The sequence below is a fragment of the Geodermatophilus arenarius genome (genome assembly GCF_042654585.1).
Taxonomy (GTDB): Bacteria; Actinomycetota; Actinomycetes; order Mycobacteriales; family Geodermatophilaceae; genus Geodermatophilus; species Geodermatophilus arenarius.
The window spans coordinates 77,147-94,070 of sequence record NZ_JBHSGR010000015.1; the positions used below are offsets into that span (position 1 = coordinate 77,147).

Below are 16,924 nucleotides of genomic sequence, written 5' to 3' on the forward strand. Positions count from 1 at the left end.
GAGCACGCGCACTCCAACGACAGCTCGGGCCGGCGTCGTTGCCGGCGGGCCTGGGTGGTGCTGCGGGGGAGGCGGGCTCTCGCCACCCCGGGGCTGCATGGTGACAGGCGCACCCGGCATCCCTCGCCCCCCGGGACCCGATCGTGACGCGGATCGCAGGCGGCCCGGACCCACCCCTCGGGGTGAGGGGACGGCGTCCCCGGCTGCAGTCCGGCCCCGCCGGTGCCGACGCAGCGGGGGTGTCCCCGTGCGGGGACACCGACCGTGCAGGCCGACGCAGTCGAGGAGGACGCCCGTGCCCGCCAGCCCGCCCGTCACGGGTCCGGCCGGTGCCGTGACCCCGGAGGTGGTGGCCGCGGTCTTCTCCGCGGCGGCGGGGGGCGAGGGGACCGCCCTGCTCGTGGCCGAGACCATCGGGGACGCGCCGCGGGTCACCTGGGCCAACGAGGGCGCCGTCCGGCTGCTCGGTCCCGCCCCGGAGGACCTCGCCGGGCGGCCGGTCACCGACCTGGTCCCCACGCTCGCCGCCGGCGAGCTCCCGCTGCTGCTGCGCCGCGAGCACACCTCCCGGCTGGCCCTGCCCGTCCGCACCGCGGACGGCGGCCTGACCGACGCGGTCGTGCGGGCGACCCCCGCGCCGGCCGGGGACGCGTGGACGCTGGCGATCACGCCCGGGGCCGGGAACGCCGACCGGGTGTCGCGCGCCGGCGCCGACGCCGCCGAGCGCCGCTTCGCCACCCTGAGCGAGCGCTCGCCGGTCCCGACGCTGCTGTCCGAGCAGGGCATGCGGCTGGCGCACGTCAACGACGCGTTCTGCCGGCTGGCCGGGCGGCCCGCCGAGGTCCTGCTGGGCACCGGGTGGACCGGCTGCGTGCACGAGGACGACCTGGGCGCCGTCGTGGAGGTCGTGGCCGCCGTCCTCGAGGGCGGGGACGGCGAGGTGCTGGCGCGCCTGGTGCGCCCCGACGGCACCGAGCGGACCACCGTGCTGCGCTTCGGGCACGTGTTCACCCCGGGCGCGGGCGCGGGCTTCCTCGGCACCGTCGAGGACGTCACCGACCGGATGGCGTTCGAGGCGCGGCTGGCGCACCAGGCCCAGCACGACCCGCTGACCGGCCTGCCCAACCGCACCCTGCTCGACCAGCACCTCGCCGGCCGGTTCACCGCCGGCGGCCGCGGCCTGGCCTGCCTGTTCCTGGACCTCGACGACTTCAAGGTGGTCAACGACTCCCTCGGCCACGAGGCCGGCGACGAGCTGCTGGTGGAGGTCGCCGGGCGGCTGCGCGCCACGGTCCGCCCCGGCGACCTGGTCGCCCGCTTCGGCGGGGACGAGTTCGTCGTCGTCTGCGAGGACGTCGACGAGGCGGACGCCGCCGCGCTGGCCGAGCGCATCGTCGCCGCGCTCGCGGTGCCGGTGCACCTGGCCGGCGTGCGGTTCCGGCCGCACTGCAGCGTCGGCGTCACCGTGCAGGCCCCCGAGCACGCCGACGCCGCGGACCTGGTCCGCGACTGCGACATCGCCATGTACCAGGCCAAGGCCGGCGGCAAGGGCCGGGTGCGGGTGCTGGACCGCGCCGGCCGCGCCGAGGCCCGCGACAAGCTGCGGCTGGTCGCCGACCTGCGGGACGCCATCGAGCAGCGGCGGATCGGCCTGCACTACCAGCCCATCGTCTCCGCCGCCGACGGCTCGCTGGAGGCCGTCGAGGCGCTGGCCCGCTGGGTGCACCCCGAGCGCGGCCCGATCAGCCCCGCGACGTTCGTGCCGCTGGCCGAGGAGAGCGGGCTGGTGGGCGCGCTCGGGCTGCTGGTCCTCGACGAGGCGTGCCGCCAGGTGGCCGAGTGGGACCGCACGCTCGGCGCGGCCGCGCCGCCCCAGGTCAACGTCAACGTCTCGGCGCTGCAGCTCGACGCCGGCCTGCCCGGCGAGGTGGTCGCCGCCCTGGACCGGCACGGCGTCGCCCCGGCCCGGCTGTCGATCGAGATCACCGAGTCCGCGCTCATGACCGACCCCGCCGCCGCCCGTGCGCTGCTGCAGCGGCTGCGCGACCTCGGGGTGGCGCTGGCGATCGACGACTTCGGCACCGGCTACTCGTCGCTGGCCTACCTGCGCCACCTGCCGGTCGACTGCCTCAAGGTGGACCGGTCCTTCGTGGCCGAGCTCGCCGACGGGCACGTCGAGATCGCCAGCGCCGTCATCGCGCTGGCCCGCAGCCTGGGGCTGTCCACCGTCGCCGAGGGCGTGGCCACCTCCGCCCAGGCCGTGGCGCTGCGCCAGCTCGGGGCCACCTACCTGCAGGGCTTCTCCCTGGCCGAGCCGATGGACGGCGCGGCCGTCGCCACCTGGGTGGGTGCCCGGTGACCGCGGTGCCCCTGTCCCGCCCCGCGGTGGACCTGGACCGGCTGCTCGCCGGCATCGACACCATGGCCGCGCAGCACCCGGTCGCCGCGCAGGTGGTCGCCGTCGCCAACACCGAGGACGCCAGCGCCCGCACCCTCGCCGACGTGCTCGCCGCCGACGTCGCCCTGGCCGGCCGGGTGATGAAGCTGGCCAACTCGGCCTACTTCGGCATGAGCGGGCGGGCGACGACGCTGCAGTTCGCCGTCACCGTCATCGGGTTCACCGCGGTCCGCACCATGGCGACGGTCGCGCTGACGTGCCTGGACGACGAGTCGCAGCTGCCCGACCGGTTCTGGGAGACCAGCACCGGCATCGCGCTGGCCGCCTCCGCACTGGCCCCGCGCTTCGGCAGCCGGCCGCAGGACGCCCTGTGCCTCGGGCTGCTCGCCCAGGTCGGCGTGGCGCTGCTGCACGCCGCCGACCAGGAGGGCTACCGCGAGCTGGCCGCCGGGCAGCGTCCCTTCGCCGCACGGCGGACCGCGGAGGTGTGCCGGTACGGCATCTCCGCGCTGCGGCTGTCCGCGGTGGCGCTGGAGCAGTGGGGTTTCCCGCCGGCGATGGTCGCGCCGCTGGCCGCCGTCGACGACCCCACCTCCGCCGAGGGCACGCTGCTGCGGGTCGCGTTCGAGCTCGGCGCCCGCCACGCCGACCCGGAGCACGTGCCGGTGCCGGTCGAGCGGCTCAGCGGCGGGCTGCTGCGCGAGGACGGCGTCGCAGCCGTGCTCGACCAGGTGCGCGCCGACGCCGAGGACCTGCGCCGCGCCATCGTCGGCGACTGACCGACGGCCCCCTGCAGGGGCCGCCCGCTCAGCCCACCCGGTCGGCGACGTCGCGGAGCACCGCCGGCCAGTCGTCGACGCCCTCCTCGCGGCCGAGCCGCACCACGACGACGTCGGTGGCCGGGTCGACATAGACGTACTGGCCCTTGTTGCCGCGGGCGTAGAACCGCCCCTCGCGCTCGGTGTCGACCCACCACCAGTACTGGTAGTGCTCGGCGGGGTCGGCGGAGGTGTCCCGGGCGGTGGCCTCGGCGACCCACGCGGCGGGCACGACCTGCCGGTCGCCGGCGCGGCCCTCCCGGGCGAACAGCAGCCCGAACCGGGCCCAGTCCCGCGCGACGGCGTTGAACCCGCTCTCCATCTTGGGGAACCCGCTGGCCGTGCTGTCGGCGCTCCAGCTCGCGTCCGCCTCGGCGCCCATCGGGCCCCACAGCGCCTCGGCGGCGAAGTCCTCGACCGGCTCGCCGACGGCGCGCTCGAGCACCAGGCCCACGAGCAGCGGGTTGTAGTTGCAGTACAGCCACTCCCGCCCCGGCTCCTGCGCGACCTCGGCCGACAGGGCGAGCCGCCGCAGGTCGACGTCGTAGTAGGTGAGCGCGTCGTCGCTCCAGGGCAGGCCCTCCTCCTCGTAGGACAGGCCCGACGACATGGTCACCAGGTGCCGCAGCGTGATGGCGCCGAAGCGGGGGTCGCGGTCTAGCAGCTCGGGGACGTGGTCGGTGACCGGGTCGTCCAGGCCGCCGATCGCGCCGCGGTCGATCGCCAGCCCGACCAGCGTGGACAGCACCGACTTGGCCACCGAGAACGACGTCATCGGCGTCTCCCGCGTGCCGCCGGCGCCGTACCGCTCGAGCAGCACCTCGTTCCCGCGCAGCACGACGAAGCCCGTGGTCTGGGTGCGGTCCAGCAGCGCGGCGAGGTCCTCGGTGCCGCCGCCGGGGACGGTGACCTCGTCGAGGACGCCGGCGGGAAGGGAGCCGGCGGTCAGCGGCAGCGGGGTGCCGCCCGCCGGGACCGGCAGCTCGGGGAACCGGAGCCGGTCGTCGACGTCGGCGTCCATCCACACGATCGCGCGGGCGATGCCGGAGGAGTCCAGGGACGCCCGCGCCCACACCTGCAGCCCGCCCGCCGCGACGGCCAGCCAGGCGAGGACGGCGACCAGGACGGCGGCGAGCCGCCCGCCACGGCGGCCACGGGCGCGGCGCCGGACCAGCCGCGCCGCGGCCCAGGCGAGGACCGTCGCGAGCACGGCGGGGACCAGGAGCCAGGCGAGCACCCGCCGGACCCTAGGTGGTCGGCCGGCGGGAACGGCAGCGGCCGGCGCCCCCGCGGAGGGGACGCCGGCCGCCGGCTGCTGCTGCGGGGTGTCAGCCCGTGTACGGGGCGCCCAGCGGGTCGACCGTCGGGTAGGAGTCCACGGCCGACGCCAGCCGGTCGGCGGCCCAGTCGCCGTCGCCGAGCAGGTGGTCGATCGCGGTCAGCCGGCTGGTGTAGTGGCCGACCGAGTACTCCGCGGTGACGCCGATGCCACCGTGCAGCTGGATGGCCTCCTTGCCGACGTGCCGGCCGGCGCGGCTGGTCTGCAGCCGGGCGCGGTCGGCGGCGGTGACGACGTCGCCGCCGGTGTCGGCCACCATGCTCGCCCACAGCGCGGTGCTGCGGGCCAGCTCCAGGGACACGTACATGTCCGCCGCGCGGAAGGTCAGCGCCTGGAACCGGTTGAGCGTGACGCCGAACTGCTTGCGGGTCTTCAGGTACTCCGCGGTCGTCTTGAGCGCGGTGTCCATCGCCCCGACGGCCTCGGCGCTGTAGGCGATCCGGGCCAGGGCCTGCGCCCGCTCGACGTCGGCGGTGCGGTCCGCGGTGCCCTCGCCGAGCAGCTCGGCCGGGGTGCCGTCGAGGGTGACGTTGGCCGCGCGGGTGCCGTCGTGGGTGTGGTAGCCGGTGCGGGTCAGGCCCTCGGCGTCGCCCCGGACGAGGAACAGCGAGGTGCCGCCCTCGGTCACGGCGCTGACGACGAGGACGTCGGCGCGGGCGCCGCCCGGCACCGGCTCCTTGACGCCGGTCAGCCGCCAGGTGCCGCCGTCCTGCGTGGCGGTCACGGCCGACGCCGCCGGGCTCCACCGGGTGCCGGGCTCGGCGTGCGCGAACGCGAGCACGCTGCCGCCCTCGGACAGCGGCCCGAGGACCGCCGCCCGCTGCTGCGCGGTGCCCACGGCGGCGACGAGGCCACCGGCCAGGACCACGGCCTCGACGAACGGCTCGGGCGCGAGCACCCGGCCGATCTCCTCGGCCACCAGGGCCACCTCGATCGGGCCGGCGCCCATGCCGCCGTCCTCCTCGGCGAAGGGCAGCCCGAGGACGCCCATCTCGGCCAGCTGCGCCCAGGTCTTCTCGTCGAAGCCGGGGTCGGTGGCGACCACCTGGCGGCGCCGCTCGCTGTCGCCGTAGGCGCGGCCCAGCAGGCCCGCGACGGCCTCGCGGAGGTCGTTCTGCTCGCTGTCGTACTGGAAGTCCACTGCTAGCTCACAGCCCCAGGATCGTGCCGGCGATGATGGTCCGCTGGACCTCGTTGGAGCCCCCGTAGATGGAGACCTTGCGGTAGTTCAGGTACTCCGGCGTGGCCACCCGGGCCCACTCGGGAACCTGCGAGCCGCCGTCGGCGAAGGACGCGACCGACAGCGGGCCGGCGATGTCGACCAGCAGCTCGGTGGCGGCCTGCTGCAGCTCCGAGCCGCGCAGCTTGAGCACCGAGGAGGCCGGGTGCGGCTTGCCGTCGGCGGAGTTGGCGACCACGCGCAGCGCGGTCAGCTCCAGGGCCAGCAGCTCGTTCTCGAGCTCGGCGATGCGCGCGGTGAGGCGCGGGTCCTGCGACAGCGGCCGGCCGGCGACGACGACCTCGCGGGCGTGCTCCTTGGCCTGCGCGATGAGCTTCTTGGTGGCGCCGACCCGGGCGATGCCCACGCGCTCGTTGCCGAGGAGGAACTTGGCGTAGTCCCAGCCGCGGTTCTCCTCGCCGATCAGGTTCTCGGCGGGCACGCGGACGTCCTCGAAGAAGACCTCGTTGACCTCGTGACCGCCGTCGATCAGCTGGATCGGGCGGAGGGTCACGCCCGGGGTGTCCATCGGGAAGACCAGCATCGAGATGCCGCGCTGCTTCTTCTCCGCGGTCGGGTCGGTGCGGACCAGGCAGAAGATCCAGTCGGCGTGCTGGCCGAGGGTGGTCCACGTCTTCTGGCCGTTGACCACCCAGTCGTCGCCGTCGCGGACGGCGGTGGTGCGCAGCGAGGCGAGGTCGGAGCCGGCGTCGGGCTCCGAGAAGCCCTGGCACCACCAGATGTCGAGGTTCGCGGTCTTGGCCAGGAAGCGCTCCTTCTGCTCCTGGTTGCCGAACGTCGCGATGACCGGGCCGATCATGCTGGCGTTGAAGGCGAGCGGCTCGGGGACGTTGGCGAGCTGCATCTCCTCGCGCCAGATGTGGCGCTGCAGCGGCGTCCAGTCCCGGCCGCCCCACTCGACCGGCCAGTGCGGCACGGCCAGGCCGGCGGCGTTGAGGACGCGCTGGGCCTCGACGTACTGGTCGCGGGTCAGGTGGCGGTGGGCCGCGACGGTGTCGCGGATCTCCTGCGGCACCTGGGTGGTGAAGAAGGTGCGCATCTCATCCCGGAAGGCCTCCATCTCCGGGGAAAGCTGCAACCGCATGGGACCTCTCTCCTGACGGCGGTGTGACGCCGTCTCGACGTGTTCCTCGACGATCCCACATTCGTTACCGATCAGTAGATCCGGCTCTCGGAGCGTGGGACGGGTGGGGCGGGACGTGCCCCGGGCCCCGGGTGGCGGTCACCGGACGTGCCGCTCCCGGGGCCCGGGGTGGTGCCCGGGCGCCCTGCTCAGGTGCTCAGCGGGTCGCCCAGAACGCGCAGTTCGCGTCCGCGGCGACGTCGACCGGTCCGACGCCGCCCTGCGACGCGACGTCCAGGCCCTGGACGTCGGCCGGGGTGCGGTAGGCGTTCCACGCCGGGACGCCGCGGCCGTTCGGGTCGCCGGTGGCCGCGAAGTTGGTCCAGTAGCGGACCATCGTCGTCGACAGCGCCTGCTGCTCGGCGGTCAGCGGGCCGCCGAACAGGCCCGGGAACAGGTACGGCAGCTCGCCCGCGTGCTGGGCGCCCTCGTCGTACCGCGCCGGGTCGTACGGGAAGTCCAGCAGGGCCGGGGCGTCCTGGTCGCGGAACGAGTAGGCGAAGACCCCCGACGGCTGCTGCCCGCGGAGCAGGTCGTGGGCCGCCACGTGGGTGCAGGTCGACAGCGCGCTGCCGACGTCGCTGGCCACGGCCGCCAGCACCCGCAGCGTCGAGCCGTACTCCGCCAGCGGGTAGCGCTGGGCCACCGCCTCGGCCCGGCCCGGGAACCGCTGCTGCAGCGTGGCCGTGTACACGGCCGGGTCGGCCGACAGCAGCGCCTGGCGCTGGGTCTCGGTCAGCGACAGCGGGGTGAACAGCGTGTTCTCGTCCTGCAGGTTGCCGTGCACGACCGGCACGCGGTTCCACCGGCCGGCCGCGATCGCGGTCCCCGGCTGCTCGGGCAGCGACGACCCGCCGACGACGAACGAGCCGCCGGGCCAGGCGCGCAGCAGCGCCTCGGCGGGCGCGGCGCGCAGGCAGGCGGCGACGTCGGCGGCGGTGGCGCAGCCGACGGTGGTCGCGACGGTCTGGCCGGTGGCCTCCTCGGCGGCCAGCGTGTCGTAGGTGGCGGTGCAGCTGTAGCTCTGCGCGATCGCCTTGTCGAACAGGCCGGCGGCCGTGGGGGAGGCCAGCTGGGCGCAGACGGAGGAGGCGCCGGCGGACTCGCCGAGGACCGTCACGTTGTCCGGGTCGCCGCCGAAGGCGTCGATGTTGCGCTGCACCCAGCGCAGCGCCTCCTGCTGGTCGAGCAGCCCGGCGCTGCCGGACCCGACCGCGCCGTTGCCGGCGGACAGGTCGCGCTGGGCCATGAAGCCCAGGGGGCCGAGGCGGTAGTTGATCGTCACGACGACGGCGTCGCCCTCGACGGCCAGCGTCGAGGCGTCGTAGTTGGCGCCGTTGCCGTAGACCCAGGAGCCGCCGTGGATCCACACCATGACCGGCAGGTCCGAGCGGGCCGCGTCCAGGCCCGCCGGGGTGGTGACGTTGAGGAACAGGCAGTCCTCGTTGAAGGTCTGGAACGCGTTGGTCGTGCCGTTGGCCAGCTGCGCGCACGGCTCGTGCGGGGTGGTGGCGTCGGCGACGCCGCGGAAGGGCTGCACCGGCACGGGCGGGCGGAACCGGCGCTCGCCGACCGGCGCCTCGGCGTACCGGATGCCCTCGAAGGTGCGGTACCCGTCGAGCCGGGTGCCGCGGAGCTTGCCCTCGTCGGTCTGGACGAGCGTCGGGGCGGCGTTGCCGGCCCCGCCGCCGTTGCCGTTGCCGGGCACCGCGGCGGCCGGGCCGGCGGTGACGACGGCGCCAGTGACGAGCACGGCGCCGGTGACCAGGGCGAGGACGGACCGGCCGAGGGATCGCGGGACGGGGATGCGCACGGGACCTCCTGGGTCGCCCGTGAGCTCACCGCTGTGTGAGCTGGACCACGGGCCGCTGGGACACTAGCGGCCCGTGTTTCACGATCCGCACCGGGTCCGGAACCGGCGTGTCCGCGGTCGGCGGCGCAGGATGGGGGCGTGCCGGCCGCCTCGCCCGGCGGCCGGCTGCTGCTGGCCGCCGTTCTGCTGACGGCGCTCAACCTGCGGGGCGCGATCGCCGCCGTCGGGCCCGTCCTCGACGACGTCCGCGCCGCCCTCGGCCTCTCCGCGGCCGCCGCGGGTCTGCTGACCACGCTGCCGGTGCTGTGCTTCGCGCTGCTGGCGCCGGCCTCGGCCGCCGTCGGGCGCCGGGTCGGCGCGGGCGCGGCCGTCCTCGGCTCGCTGGTGCTGCTCGCGGTCGCGCAGGGGCTGCGGGTCCTCGACGGCGCCCCCGTGCTGCTGGCCGGCACCTTCCTCACCGGCGCGGCCATGACGGTGGGCAACGTGCTGCTCCCGGCCGTGGTCAAGGCGGGGTTCGGCCGGCGCGCGGGCACGGTGACCGGCCTCTACACCGCGGCCCTGGTGGCCGGCGCCGCCGCGGGCGCGGCGTTCACCGCGCCGCTGGCGGCGGTGCTGGGCTGGCGGGGCGCGCTCGCCGCGGAGGGGGTGCTCGCCGTCGTCGCGGCGGTCGTCTGGGCGGCGGCCGCGCGGCACGCCGACGCCGCCGCTCCCGTCCCGGCCGCCCGCTCCGCCCGCGCGCGGCCGCTGTGGCGGTCGCCGGTCGCGTGGGCGGTGACCGCGGTGCAGGCGCTGCACTCCACGCTGTACTTCTCGCTCACCGCGTGGCTGCCGACGCTGCTGGCCGCCCGCGCCGGCACCGACGCCGCCACCGGCTCGGTGGCCGCCTCCGTCTACCAGGTGCTCGGCATCGCGGGCAGCCTGCTGGTGCCGGCCGTGCTCGCCCGCCGCCCCGGGCAGGCGGGGCTCGCGCTCGGCGTGGCCGCGCTGTGGGTGGTGCCGGTCGCCGGGCTGCTCGCCGCACCCGGGGTGTGGCCCGCGTGGGCGGTGGTCGGCGGGCTGGCGCAGGGTGCGGGCATCGCACTGGCGGTCACCCTCGTGGTGCTGCGCGCGGCCGACGCCGACGCCGCGGCCCGGCTGTCGGGCATGAGCCAGCTGGTCGGCTACGGCGTCGGCGCGCTCGGCCCGGTCGTCGTCGGCGCGCTGTCGGAGGCGACCGGCGGGTGGACCGCGCCGCTGCTGCTCCTGCTCGCCGTCGGCCTCGGCCTGGCGGCGGCCGGGGTCGTCGCCGCCCGGCCGGTCCGGGTCGGCTGACTCAGGGCAGCCGGACGACGTCGGCCAGCACGCCGCCGTCGGCGGTGAGCCGCGCCGGCGCGGGGCTGTCGTAGACGACCAGCAGCCGGCCGTCCCCGGCCGGGCCGAGCAGGCCGATGCCCTCGGCGTGGTCGTCGCCGTCGCCGAAGGGCAGCGCCAGCTCGCGGGTGAGCCGGTCGCCGCGGACGACGGTCGGCTCCTCCGCCGCGCAGGCCTGGTGCCAGCGGTAGACGTACACCGGGCCGTCGAGGTCCATGGTCGGGCCGGCGAGCACCAGCAGGTCCTCGCCCTGCGGGCACAGGTCGCGCACGCCCAGGCCCGCCAGCCGCAGCACGTGCTTGCGGTAGCGGCGGCCGTCGGGGAACTTCCGCAGGCGCAGCCGGGCGGGGTCGCGCCGGTCGACCTCCGGCCGCAGCTCGAGCACCACCGCCCAGCCGCGCAGCACCGGGCCCCGCAGGCCGAGGTAGACGCGCTCGCCGGAGACCGCGATGCCCTCGACGTCGAGGCCGTTGTCCTTGCCGGGGATCGGCAGGAACGGCGCGAGGTGCTCGTCGTCGGCGAGCAGGTCGCGCAGGTCCTTCCCGCGGGTGCCGAAGACGGCGGCGCTGCGGGTGCCGTCGTCCTTGACCAGGGTGGGCAGCCCGTCGACGTCGACCACCGGGATGCGCACCAGCACCTGCCGGCGCGGCTGGCCGGTGACCCGCGCCAGGCGGCGCAGCGCCTGCTCGCCGTCGTGCTCGTCGCGGATGCGGCGGCGCCGCAGGCTGTGCGAGCCGACCGCCCACAGCGCGTCGCCGGTGCGCGCGAGGCCCTCGACGTCCGCCTCCTCCTCGACCCCGGGGCCGGTGCCGCCGGGCAGCGGCACGAGGTCGGCGAGGGAGAAGGTGGCCTGGTCGCCGTAGGAGGTGGGGTCGGCGGGGTCGTCGGCCACCAGCCGCTCGATCGTGGCGGTCTCGTCACCGGCCACCCAGAGGACCGGCCCGTCGCTGCGGACGGCGGAGAGGTTGGTGTGGGTGGCGCTCCGCCGGGAGGCCGTGCCGAACCGGAGGGTCACCGTGCGCTCTGTCCTCACGGGCGCGCACCCTGGCACGCGGTCCCGGTCTCCGGGGGTCCCGCGTGCGTCGTACCGTGCGGCATGGATCTCGTCTGTCCCAAGTGCCACGGCACGATGCGCACCTACGAGCGCAACGGCGTCCACGTCGACCAGTGCACCGAGTGCCGGGGCATCTTCCTCGACCGCGGGGAGCTCGAGCGGCTCATCGACGCCGAGAACTCCTGGCACGCCGCGCCGGCCGCCGCGCAGTCCGGCGGCCACGGTGCCCAGCAGCCGCCACAGCAGCACGGCACACCGCAGCAGCACGGGGGCCAGTATCCGGCCGCCGGCGGCGCGGGGCTCGGCGCCGTGGTGAACGAGGTGCTCGGCGCGGTGCGCGGCTCCTCGCACTCGTCGTCGCACGGCTCCTACGGCTCGCACGGCAAGAAGCGCAAGGAGTCCTTCCTGTCCGACCTCTTCGGCTAGCGGCCGGCGCCGGTAGCGTCGCGGGGGTGGCGGCGCGGGAGCTGGTCGTGCTCGGCACCGCGAGCCAGGCGCCCACCCGCACCCGCAACCACAACGGCTACCTGCTGCGCTGGGACGGCCGAGGCTTCCTGTTCGACCCCGGTGAGGGCACCCAGCGGCAGATGCTGCTCGCCGGGGTGCCGAGCAGCGCCGTCCACCGGATCCTGCTCAGCCACTTCCACGGCGACCACTGCCTGGGCCTGCCCGGCGTCGTCCAGCGGATGTCGCTGGACGGCGTCGCGCACCCGGTGGTCGCGCACTACCCGGCGTCGGGGCAGGTCTTCTTCGACCGGCTGCGGCACGCCACCCCGTTCGCCGACCTCGCCGAGGTCCGCGAGGAGCCGGTGTCCGGGGACGGTCGGCTGGCCGACGACCCCGCCGGCGTCCTCGAGGCGTGCCGGCTCAGCCACCCGGTCGAGTCCTTCGGCTACCGGCTGACCGAGCCCGACGGCGTCCGCATGCTGCCGGACCGCCTGGCCGGGGCGGGCGTGGCCGGTCCCGACGTCGGCCGGCTGCAGCGCGAGGGCGTCCTGCGGGTGGGGGAGCGGACGGTGCGGCTCGCCGAGGTCAGCGCGCCGCGGCCCGGGCAGCGGTTCGCCTTCGTCATGGACACCCGCATGTGCGACGCCGTCCCCGCGCTCGCCGACCGCGCGGACCTGCTGGTCATCGAGGCGACGTTCCTCGCCGCCGACGAGGCCCTGGCCGAGCGGTACGGGCACCTCACCGCCCGCCGGGCCGCCCGGGTCGCCGCGCAGGCCGGGGTGCGCACGCTGGTGCTCACCCACTTCTCCCAGCGCTACGCCGACCCGCGCGCCTTCACGGACGAGGCACGGGAGGAGTTCGACGGCGACCTCGTCGTCGCCACCGACCTCCAGCGCGTGCCGGTGCCCGCCCGGGCGGGGTAGGAGGAGGTCCCGTCCCGGACCCCGAGGAGCGCCGATGACCCGGCTGAGCGCCGCGACGCTGGCCGAGCTGCCCGCGTCGGTGTGGACGCCGCGCTACGACCGCGCCGCGGTGCGGGCGGGGGTGGTCCACCTCGGCGTCGGCAGCTTCCACCGCGCGCACCAGGCGCTGTACCTCGACCGGCTGCTCGAGGCCGGCGCGGGGCAGGACTGGGGGATCTGCGGCGTCGGCGTGCTGCCGGCGGACCGGCGGATGGCCGAGGTCATGGCCGCGCAGGACCGCCTGTACACGCTGGTCGAGAAGCACCCCGACGGCCACCTCACCGCCCGGGTGGTCGGCTCGCTCGTGGGCTACCGGCTCGCGCCGGACGACCCCGGGGCGGTGGTCGAGGCGATGGCGGCGCCGGGCACCCGGATCGTCACGCTGACCGTGACCGAGGGCGGCTACAACGCGTCCGCGGCCACCGGCGAGTTCGACGCGACGGCGCCCGCCGTGGTCGCCGACCTCCGGCCGGGCGCCGCGCCGGCGACGGTCTTCGGCCTGGTCACCGAGGCGCTGGTGCGCCGCCGCGCCCGCGGGCTCCCGCCGTTCGCCGTCGCCTCCTGCGACAACGTGCCCGCCAACGGCGCCCTGGCCCGCCGCAGCTTCGCCGCCTTCGCCGGGCTGCGCGACGACGCCCTCGGCGAGTGGGTGACCCGGGAGGTGCCGTTCCCGTCGTCGATGGTCGACCGGATCACCCCGGTCACCACCGACGACGACCGCGCCCGGCTCGCCGCCACCTTCGGCGTCGAGGACCGCTGGCCGGTCGTGTGCGAGCCGTGGACGCAGTGGGTGCTCGAGGACGCCTTCCCGGCCGGGCGGCCGCCGCTGGAGGACGTCGGGGTGCAGGTGGTCGGTGACGTCGTGCCGTACGAGCTGATGAAGCTGCGGCTGCTCAACGCCGGCCACCAGGTGCTCGGCCACCTCGGCCCGCTGCTCGGCCACGAGCACGTGCACGAGGCGACGCGCGACCCGCTGCTGCGCGAGCTGCTGGTCGGCTACCTGGAGGAGGAGGGGACGCCGACGCTGCCGCCGGTCCCGGGCACCGACCTGCGCCGCTACCGGGCCGAGCTGGTCACCCGCTTCGGCAACCCGCACGTGCGCGACACCCTCGCCCGGATCGTCGAGCACGCCTCCGACCGGCTGCCGCAGTTCCTGTTCCCGGTGCTGCGGGCCAACCTGGACCGCGGCGGCGAGGTGCGGCGCTCGGCGGCGGTGGTCGCGGCGTGGGTGCACGGGCTCGAGCGGCGCGGGGACGCCGCCGGCCTCGTCGACGCCCGCCGCGACCGCCTGGTCGCCGCGGCGCGCCGGTCCCGGGAGGACCCGCTCGCGCCGCTGGCCGACCGCGAGCTGTTCGGCGACCTCGGCGACCGCCCCCGCTTCGCGGCCGCCTACCGGGCCGCGCTGGACTCGCTGCGCACCCGCGGGGCGGCGGCCACCGTGGAGGCGCTGCTCCGCGGACCGCTCCGAGAGGGGTAGCAAGGAGGGGTGTTCGACAGCGTGACCTCCGACGGCTCCTCCTTCGACGGCTCCTCCTTCGACGGCTCCTCCTTCGACGTCGACTGGGTCGGGCTGCTCGGCCGCGAGGTGCTCCGGGAGCGCCGCGCGGCGCTGATCGCCGAGGCCTGCGCCTGGGCGGTGGGCCTGTCCGACCGGCCGCACCACCTGCGGCTGCGCGGCCGGCTGGTGGCCACCGGCACCACCATCGGCGACCGCGCCGCCACCGGGCAGCCGCTGTCCGGCGAGGAGGACGGCCGGATCGAGCTCGGCGACGCCCGCCCGGGCAGCTTCCAGGACGCGCTCAACGCCGTCGACGCCGACGGCACCGTGTTCGCCGACCGGTTCGACCGCGAGGTCCTCGAGCCCTTCGTGCGCGAGACCTGCGTGCTCGCCGCCGACCGCGCCCGCCGCACCCGGCCGGCGCGGTGGGCCGAGCTGCTCGACGAGCTCGGCGAGGACGGCGCCGACCTCGGCGAGGTCGTGCACGCGATGGAGTGGGAGGGGCCGCTGCGCACCGAGGCCGAGCACCTCGTGCTGGCCGCGCTGGGCCGCACGCCGCTGCTGGAGGTGGAGTCGGAGGGGCTGCCGCTGTCGCTGGTCCGCGCCGCCGAGGCCGCCACCCGCGCCGCGGCGGCGCCGGCGCACGCGGAGCCCGAGCCGGACGAGGGGCTGTCCGGTGCGCTGTTCCTCGCGCTGGCCGCCGTCCGGGACGCCGGCCTGCCCTCCCCGGTGCCCCCGGACGGCGCCGCCCGGCTGGTGGCCGTCCTGGCCGAGCAGGGACTGGAGCCCGAGGAGGTGACCGGCGTGCTGCCGCACCTGCCGCTGGCGCCGGGCACCGCCGGCCGGGTGCGCGAGCTGCTCGGCTAGTACGGCAGGCCGGTGTAGTTCTCGGCCAGCTCGCGGGCGGCGGCCTCCGACGAGCACACCCGGCGCAGCTGCGACAGCTGCAGCTCGGCGTCGAAGGGGTCGCCGGTGGTGTGCAGCATCGAGGTCATCCACCAGGAGAAGTGGGTGGCCCGCCAGACCCGCCGCAGCGCGGTGTCGGAGTAGGCGTCGGCGAGGTCGGTCTCCTTCTCCTGCAGCAGCCGGACCAGCGCGCGGGAGAGCAGGACGACGTCGGCGACGGCGAGGTTGAGGCCCTTGGCGCCGGTGGGCGGCACGATGTGCGCGGCGTCGCCGGCGAGGAACAGCCGGCCGCGGCGCATCGGCGCGCTGACGAAGCTGCGCATCGGCAGGATCGACTTCTCCAGCACCGGGCCGGTGTTGATCTCCCAGCCCTCGTGCGCGAAGCGGGTGGCCAGGCCCTCCCAGATGCGGTCGTCGGACCAGTCCTCGATCCGCTCCGACGGGTCGACCTGCAGGTACAGCCGCGACACCGACGGCGAGCGCATCGAGTACAGCGCGAACCCCTCGGGGTGCCAGGCGTAGATCAGCTCGTCGGTGGCCGGGGCGGCGTCGGCCAGGATGCCCAGCCACGCGTACGGGTAGGTGCGCTCCCACAGCCGCTGCCGGGTGCCCTCGGCGACGACGGCCCGCGACGGGCCGTGGAAGCCGTCGGTGCCGGCGACGACGTCGCACTCGAGCACCTGCGCCGTCCCGTCGGCGTCGGTGAACCGGATGCGCGGGCTGTCGGTGTCGACGTCCTCGACCGCGACGTCGGAGACCTCGAAGTGCAGCGGCGGGCCGCCGGCGAGCTGGGCGGCGACCAGGTCCTTGACCACCTCGGTCTGGCCGTAGACCCACACCCGCCGGCCGCACAGCTCGGGGAAGTCCAGCGTGTGCCGCGTGCCCGGGTACTGCAGGTGGATGCCGCGGTGCTCGAGGCCCTCGCGGTGCAGCCGGTCGCCCATCCCGGCCTCGGTGAGGACGTCGACGGTGTTCTGCTCGAGGATGCCGGCGCGGATGCGGGCCTCGACGTACTCGCGCGAGCGGTTCTCCAGCACCACGGAGTCGATGCCCTGCAGCGCGAGCAGCCGCGACAGCAGCAGGCCGGCCGGGCCGGCGCCGATGATCCCCACCTGGGTGCGCATGCGGCGAGTGTGACCCGGGCCGTCCGCGGGGGGACACCTGGGTCTGCCGCCCAGCGGAAGTGCCGGTCAGCCCAGGTGCGCGGCCCGGGCCAGCGCACGGCCGATGCCCCGCGCGGCCACCTCCAGCACCGGCACCAGCCGGGAGAGGTCGCGCCGGTGGCTGGGGACGACGATCCCCAGGGCCGCGGCCACGGCGGTGCTGCCGCCGCGCTCCACCGGCACCGGCACGGCCACCGACAGCGTGCCCAGCGACATCTCCTCGGCGGTGCGCGCGAAGCCGCGCCGGCGCACCTCGGCGAGCTCCCGGCGCAGCCGGGCCGGCTCGACGACGGTGTGCCGGGTGGCCCGGGCCGGCGCGGCCAGGGCCTCGGCGACGACGTCGTCGGGGGCGGCGGCGAGCAGCACCTTGCCCACGCCGGTGGCGTGCAGCGGCAGCCGGCTGCCCACCTGGCTGACCACCGGCACCGACTCGCGGCCGGAGATGCGCTCGACGTACAGCGCCGACAGGCCGTCGCGGACGGCGAGGTGGACGGTGTCCCGCGTGGCCGTGTGCACGTCCAGCAGGTACGGCGCGGCCACCTGGCGCAGCTCGAGCGACACGGGGGCGAGCAGGCCGAGGTCCCACAGCTTGCGGCCGATCTCGTAGCGGCCGTCGGCGCGGCGGGCCAGCGCGCCCCAGCCGGTGAGCTCGGCGAGCAGCCGGTGCGCGGTGGTCAGCGGCGTGCCCGACCGCTCGGCGATCTCGGTGAGGGTCAGCCGCGGCGCGCTCGCGTCGAAGGCGTCGAGCACGGCCAGCGCGCGGGAGGTCACCGACCGCCCCCGCTCGCCCGCACCGCCCGCCACCCCACCAGT

Annotated in this window: 14 protein-coding genes; 7 read left to right on the forward strand and 7 right to left on the reverse strand. The window is 76.4% G+C overall.

Annotated elements, in window-relative coordinates:
- The first annotated feature begins 295 nt into the window (after nucleotides 1-295).
- Both ACFO3M_RS14485 and ACFO3M_RS14490 read left to right on the forward strand, forming a co-directional pair.
- On the forward strand, nucleotides 296-2,359 hold the full coding sequence (locus ACFO3M_RS14485) for a putative bifunctional diguanylate cyclase/phosphodiesterase (RefSeq protein ID WP_387989941.1): 2,064 nt from the start codon (nucleotides 296-298) through the stop codon (nucleotides 2,357-2,359).
- Entirely contained in the window at nucleotides 2,356-3,177 is an 822-nt protein-coding gene (locus tag ACFO3M_RS14490) for an HDOD domain-containing protein (protein ID WP_387989944.1), read from the forward strand. Before ACFO3M_RS14485 ends, ACFO3M_RS14490 begins: the two co-directional genes overlap by 4 nt.
- A gap of 28 nt (nucleotides 3,178-3,205) precedes the next feature.
- Here ACFO3M_RS14490 and ACFO3M_RS14495 read toward each other — a convergent pair whose 3' ends face one another.
- The 4 genes from ACFO3M_RS14495 to ACFO3M_RS14510 form a co-directional block, all read right to left on the reverse strand.
- Nucleotides 3,206-4,453 carry a serine hydrolase domain-containing protein gene (locus ACFO3M_RS14495; protein WP_387989946.1) on the reverse strand — a complete coding sequence of 416 codons (1,248 nt, stop codon included), beginning with the start codon at nucleotides 4,451-4,453 and terminating at the stop codon, nucleotides 3,206-3,208.
- A 91-nt stretch (nucleotides 4,454-4,544) separates the two neighbouring features.
- Entirely contained in the window at nucleotides 4,545-5,696 is a 1,152-nt protein-coding gene (locus ACFO3M_RS14500; protein WP_387989949.1) for an acyl-CoA dehydrogenase family protein, read from the reverse strand.
- Between the two features lie 7 nt (nucleotides 5,697-5,703).
- Nucleotides 5,704-6,879, reverse strand: coding sequence for an acyl-CoA dehydrogenase family protein (locus tag ACFO3M_RS14505; protein WP_387989952.1), 1,176 nt, complete (start codon nucleotides 6,877-6,879; stop codon nucleotides 5,704-5,706).
- 196 nt (nucleotides 6,880-7,075) lie between these two features.
- Nucleotides 7,076-8,731 carry a carboxylesterase/lipase family protein gene (locus ACFO3M_RS14510; RefSeq protein WP_387989954.1) on the reverse strand — a complete coding sequence of 552 codons (1,656 nt, stop codon included), beginning with the start codon at nucleotides 8,729-8,731 and terminating at the stop codon, nucleotides 7,076-7,078.
- Between the two features lie 138 nt (nucleotides 8,732-8,869).
- On the opposite strand from ACFO3M_RS14510, the gene ACFO3M_RS14515 reads away from it, so the two are divergent.
- Nucleotides 8,870-10,042 (forward strand): MFS transporter, encoded by a 1,173-nt coding sequence (locus tag ACFO3M_RS14515; RefSeq protein ID WP_387989957.1) that lies wholly within the window; start codon nucleotides 8,870-8,872, stop codon nucleotides 10,040-10,042.
- 1 nt (nucleotide 10,043) lies between these two features.
- Here ACFO3M_RS14515 and ACFO3M_RS14520 read toward each other — a convergent pair whose 3' ends face one another.
- Complete coding sequence (locus ACFO3M_RS14520; RefSeq protein WP_387989960.1) at nucleotides 10,044-11,114, reverse strand: DUF3616 domain-containing protein; 1,071 nt, start codon at nucleotides 11,112-11,114, stop codon at nucleotides 10,044-10,046.
- Between the two features lie 63 nt (nucleotides 11,115-11,177).
- Between ACFO3M_RS14520 and ACFO3M_RS14525 the strand changes: the two genes are divergently transcribed.
- From ACFO3M_RS14525 to ACFO3M_RS14540, 4 genes are read left to right on the forward strand one after another with little or no spacing between them, the layout of a single operon-like run.
- Entirely contained in the window at nucleotides 11,178-11,561 is a 384-nt protein-coding gene (locus ACFO3M_RS14525; RefSeq protein ID WP_387989963.1) for a TFIIB-type zinc ribbon-containing protein, read from the forward strand.
- Between the two features lie 26 nt (nucleotides 11,562-11,587).
- On the forward strand, nucleotides 11,588-12,505 hold the full coding sequence (locus ACFO3M_RS14530) for a ribonuclease Z (RefSeq protein ID WP_387989966.1): 918 nt from the start codon (nucleotides 11,588-11,590) through the stop codon (nucleotides 12,503-12,505).
- A 34-nt stretch (nucleotides 12,506-12,539) separates the two neighbouring features.
- Nucleotides 12,540-14,021 carry a mannitol dehydrogenase family protein gene (locus ACFO3M_RS14535; protein WP_387989968.1) on the forward strand — a complete coding sequence of 494 codons (1,482 nt, stop codon included), beginning with the start codon at nucleotides 12,540-12,542 and terminating at the stop codon, nucleotides 14,019-14,021.
- Between the two features lie 9 nt (nucleotides 14,022-14,030).
- The gene (locus ACFO3M_RS14540; protein WP_387989970.1) at nucleotides 14,031-14,909 is read left to right on the forward strand and encodes a hypothetical protein; all 879 of its coding nucleotides are present in this window, start codon (nucleotides 14,031-14,033) and stop codon (nucleotides 14,907-14,909) included.
- Here the strand turns inward: ACFO3M_RS14540 and ACFO3M_RS14545 are convergent.
- Nucleotides 14,906-16,072 (reverse strand): 4-hydroxybenzoate 3-monooxygenase, encoded by a 1,167-nt coding sequence (locus ACFO3M_RS14545; RefSeq protein WP_387989973.1) that lies wholly within the window; start codon nucleotides 16,070-16,072, stop codon nucleotides 14,906-14,908. The two genes, ACFO3M_RS14540 and ACFO3M_RS14545, sit on opposite strands and share 4 nt — an antisense overlap.
- Nucleotides 16,073-16,138: 66 nt before the next feature.
- Nucleotides 16,139-16,915: an IclR family transcriptional regulator gene (locus ACFO3M_RS14550; RefSeq protein WP_387989976.1), complete on the reverse strand. Its 777-nt coding sequence runs from the start codon at nucleotides 16,913-16,915 to the stop codon at nucleotides 16,139-16,141.
- Between the last annotated feature and the right edge of the window lie 9 nt (nucleotides 16,916-16,924).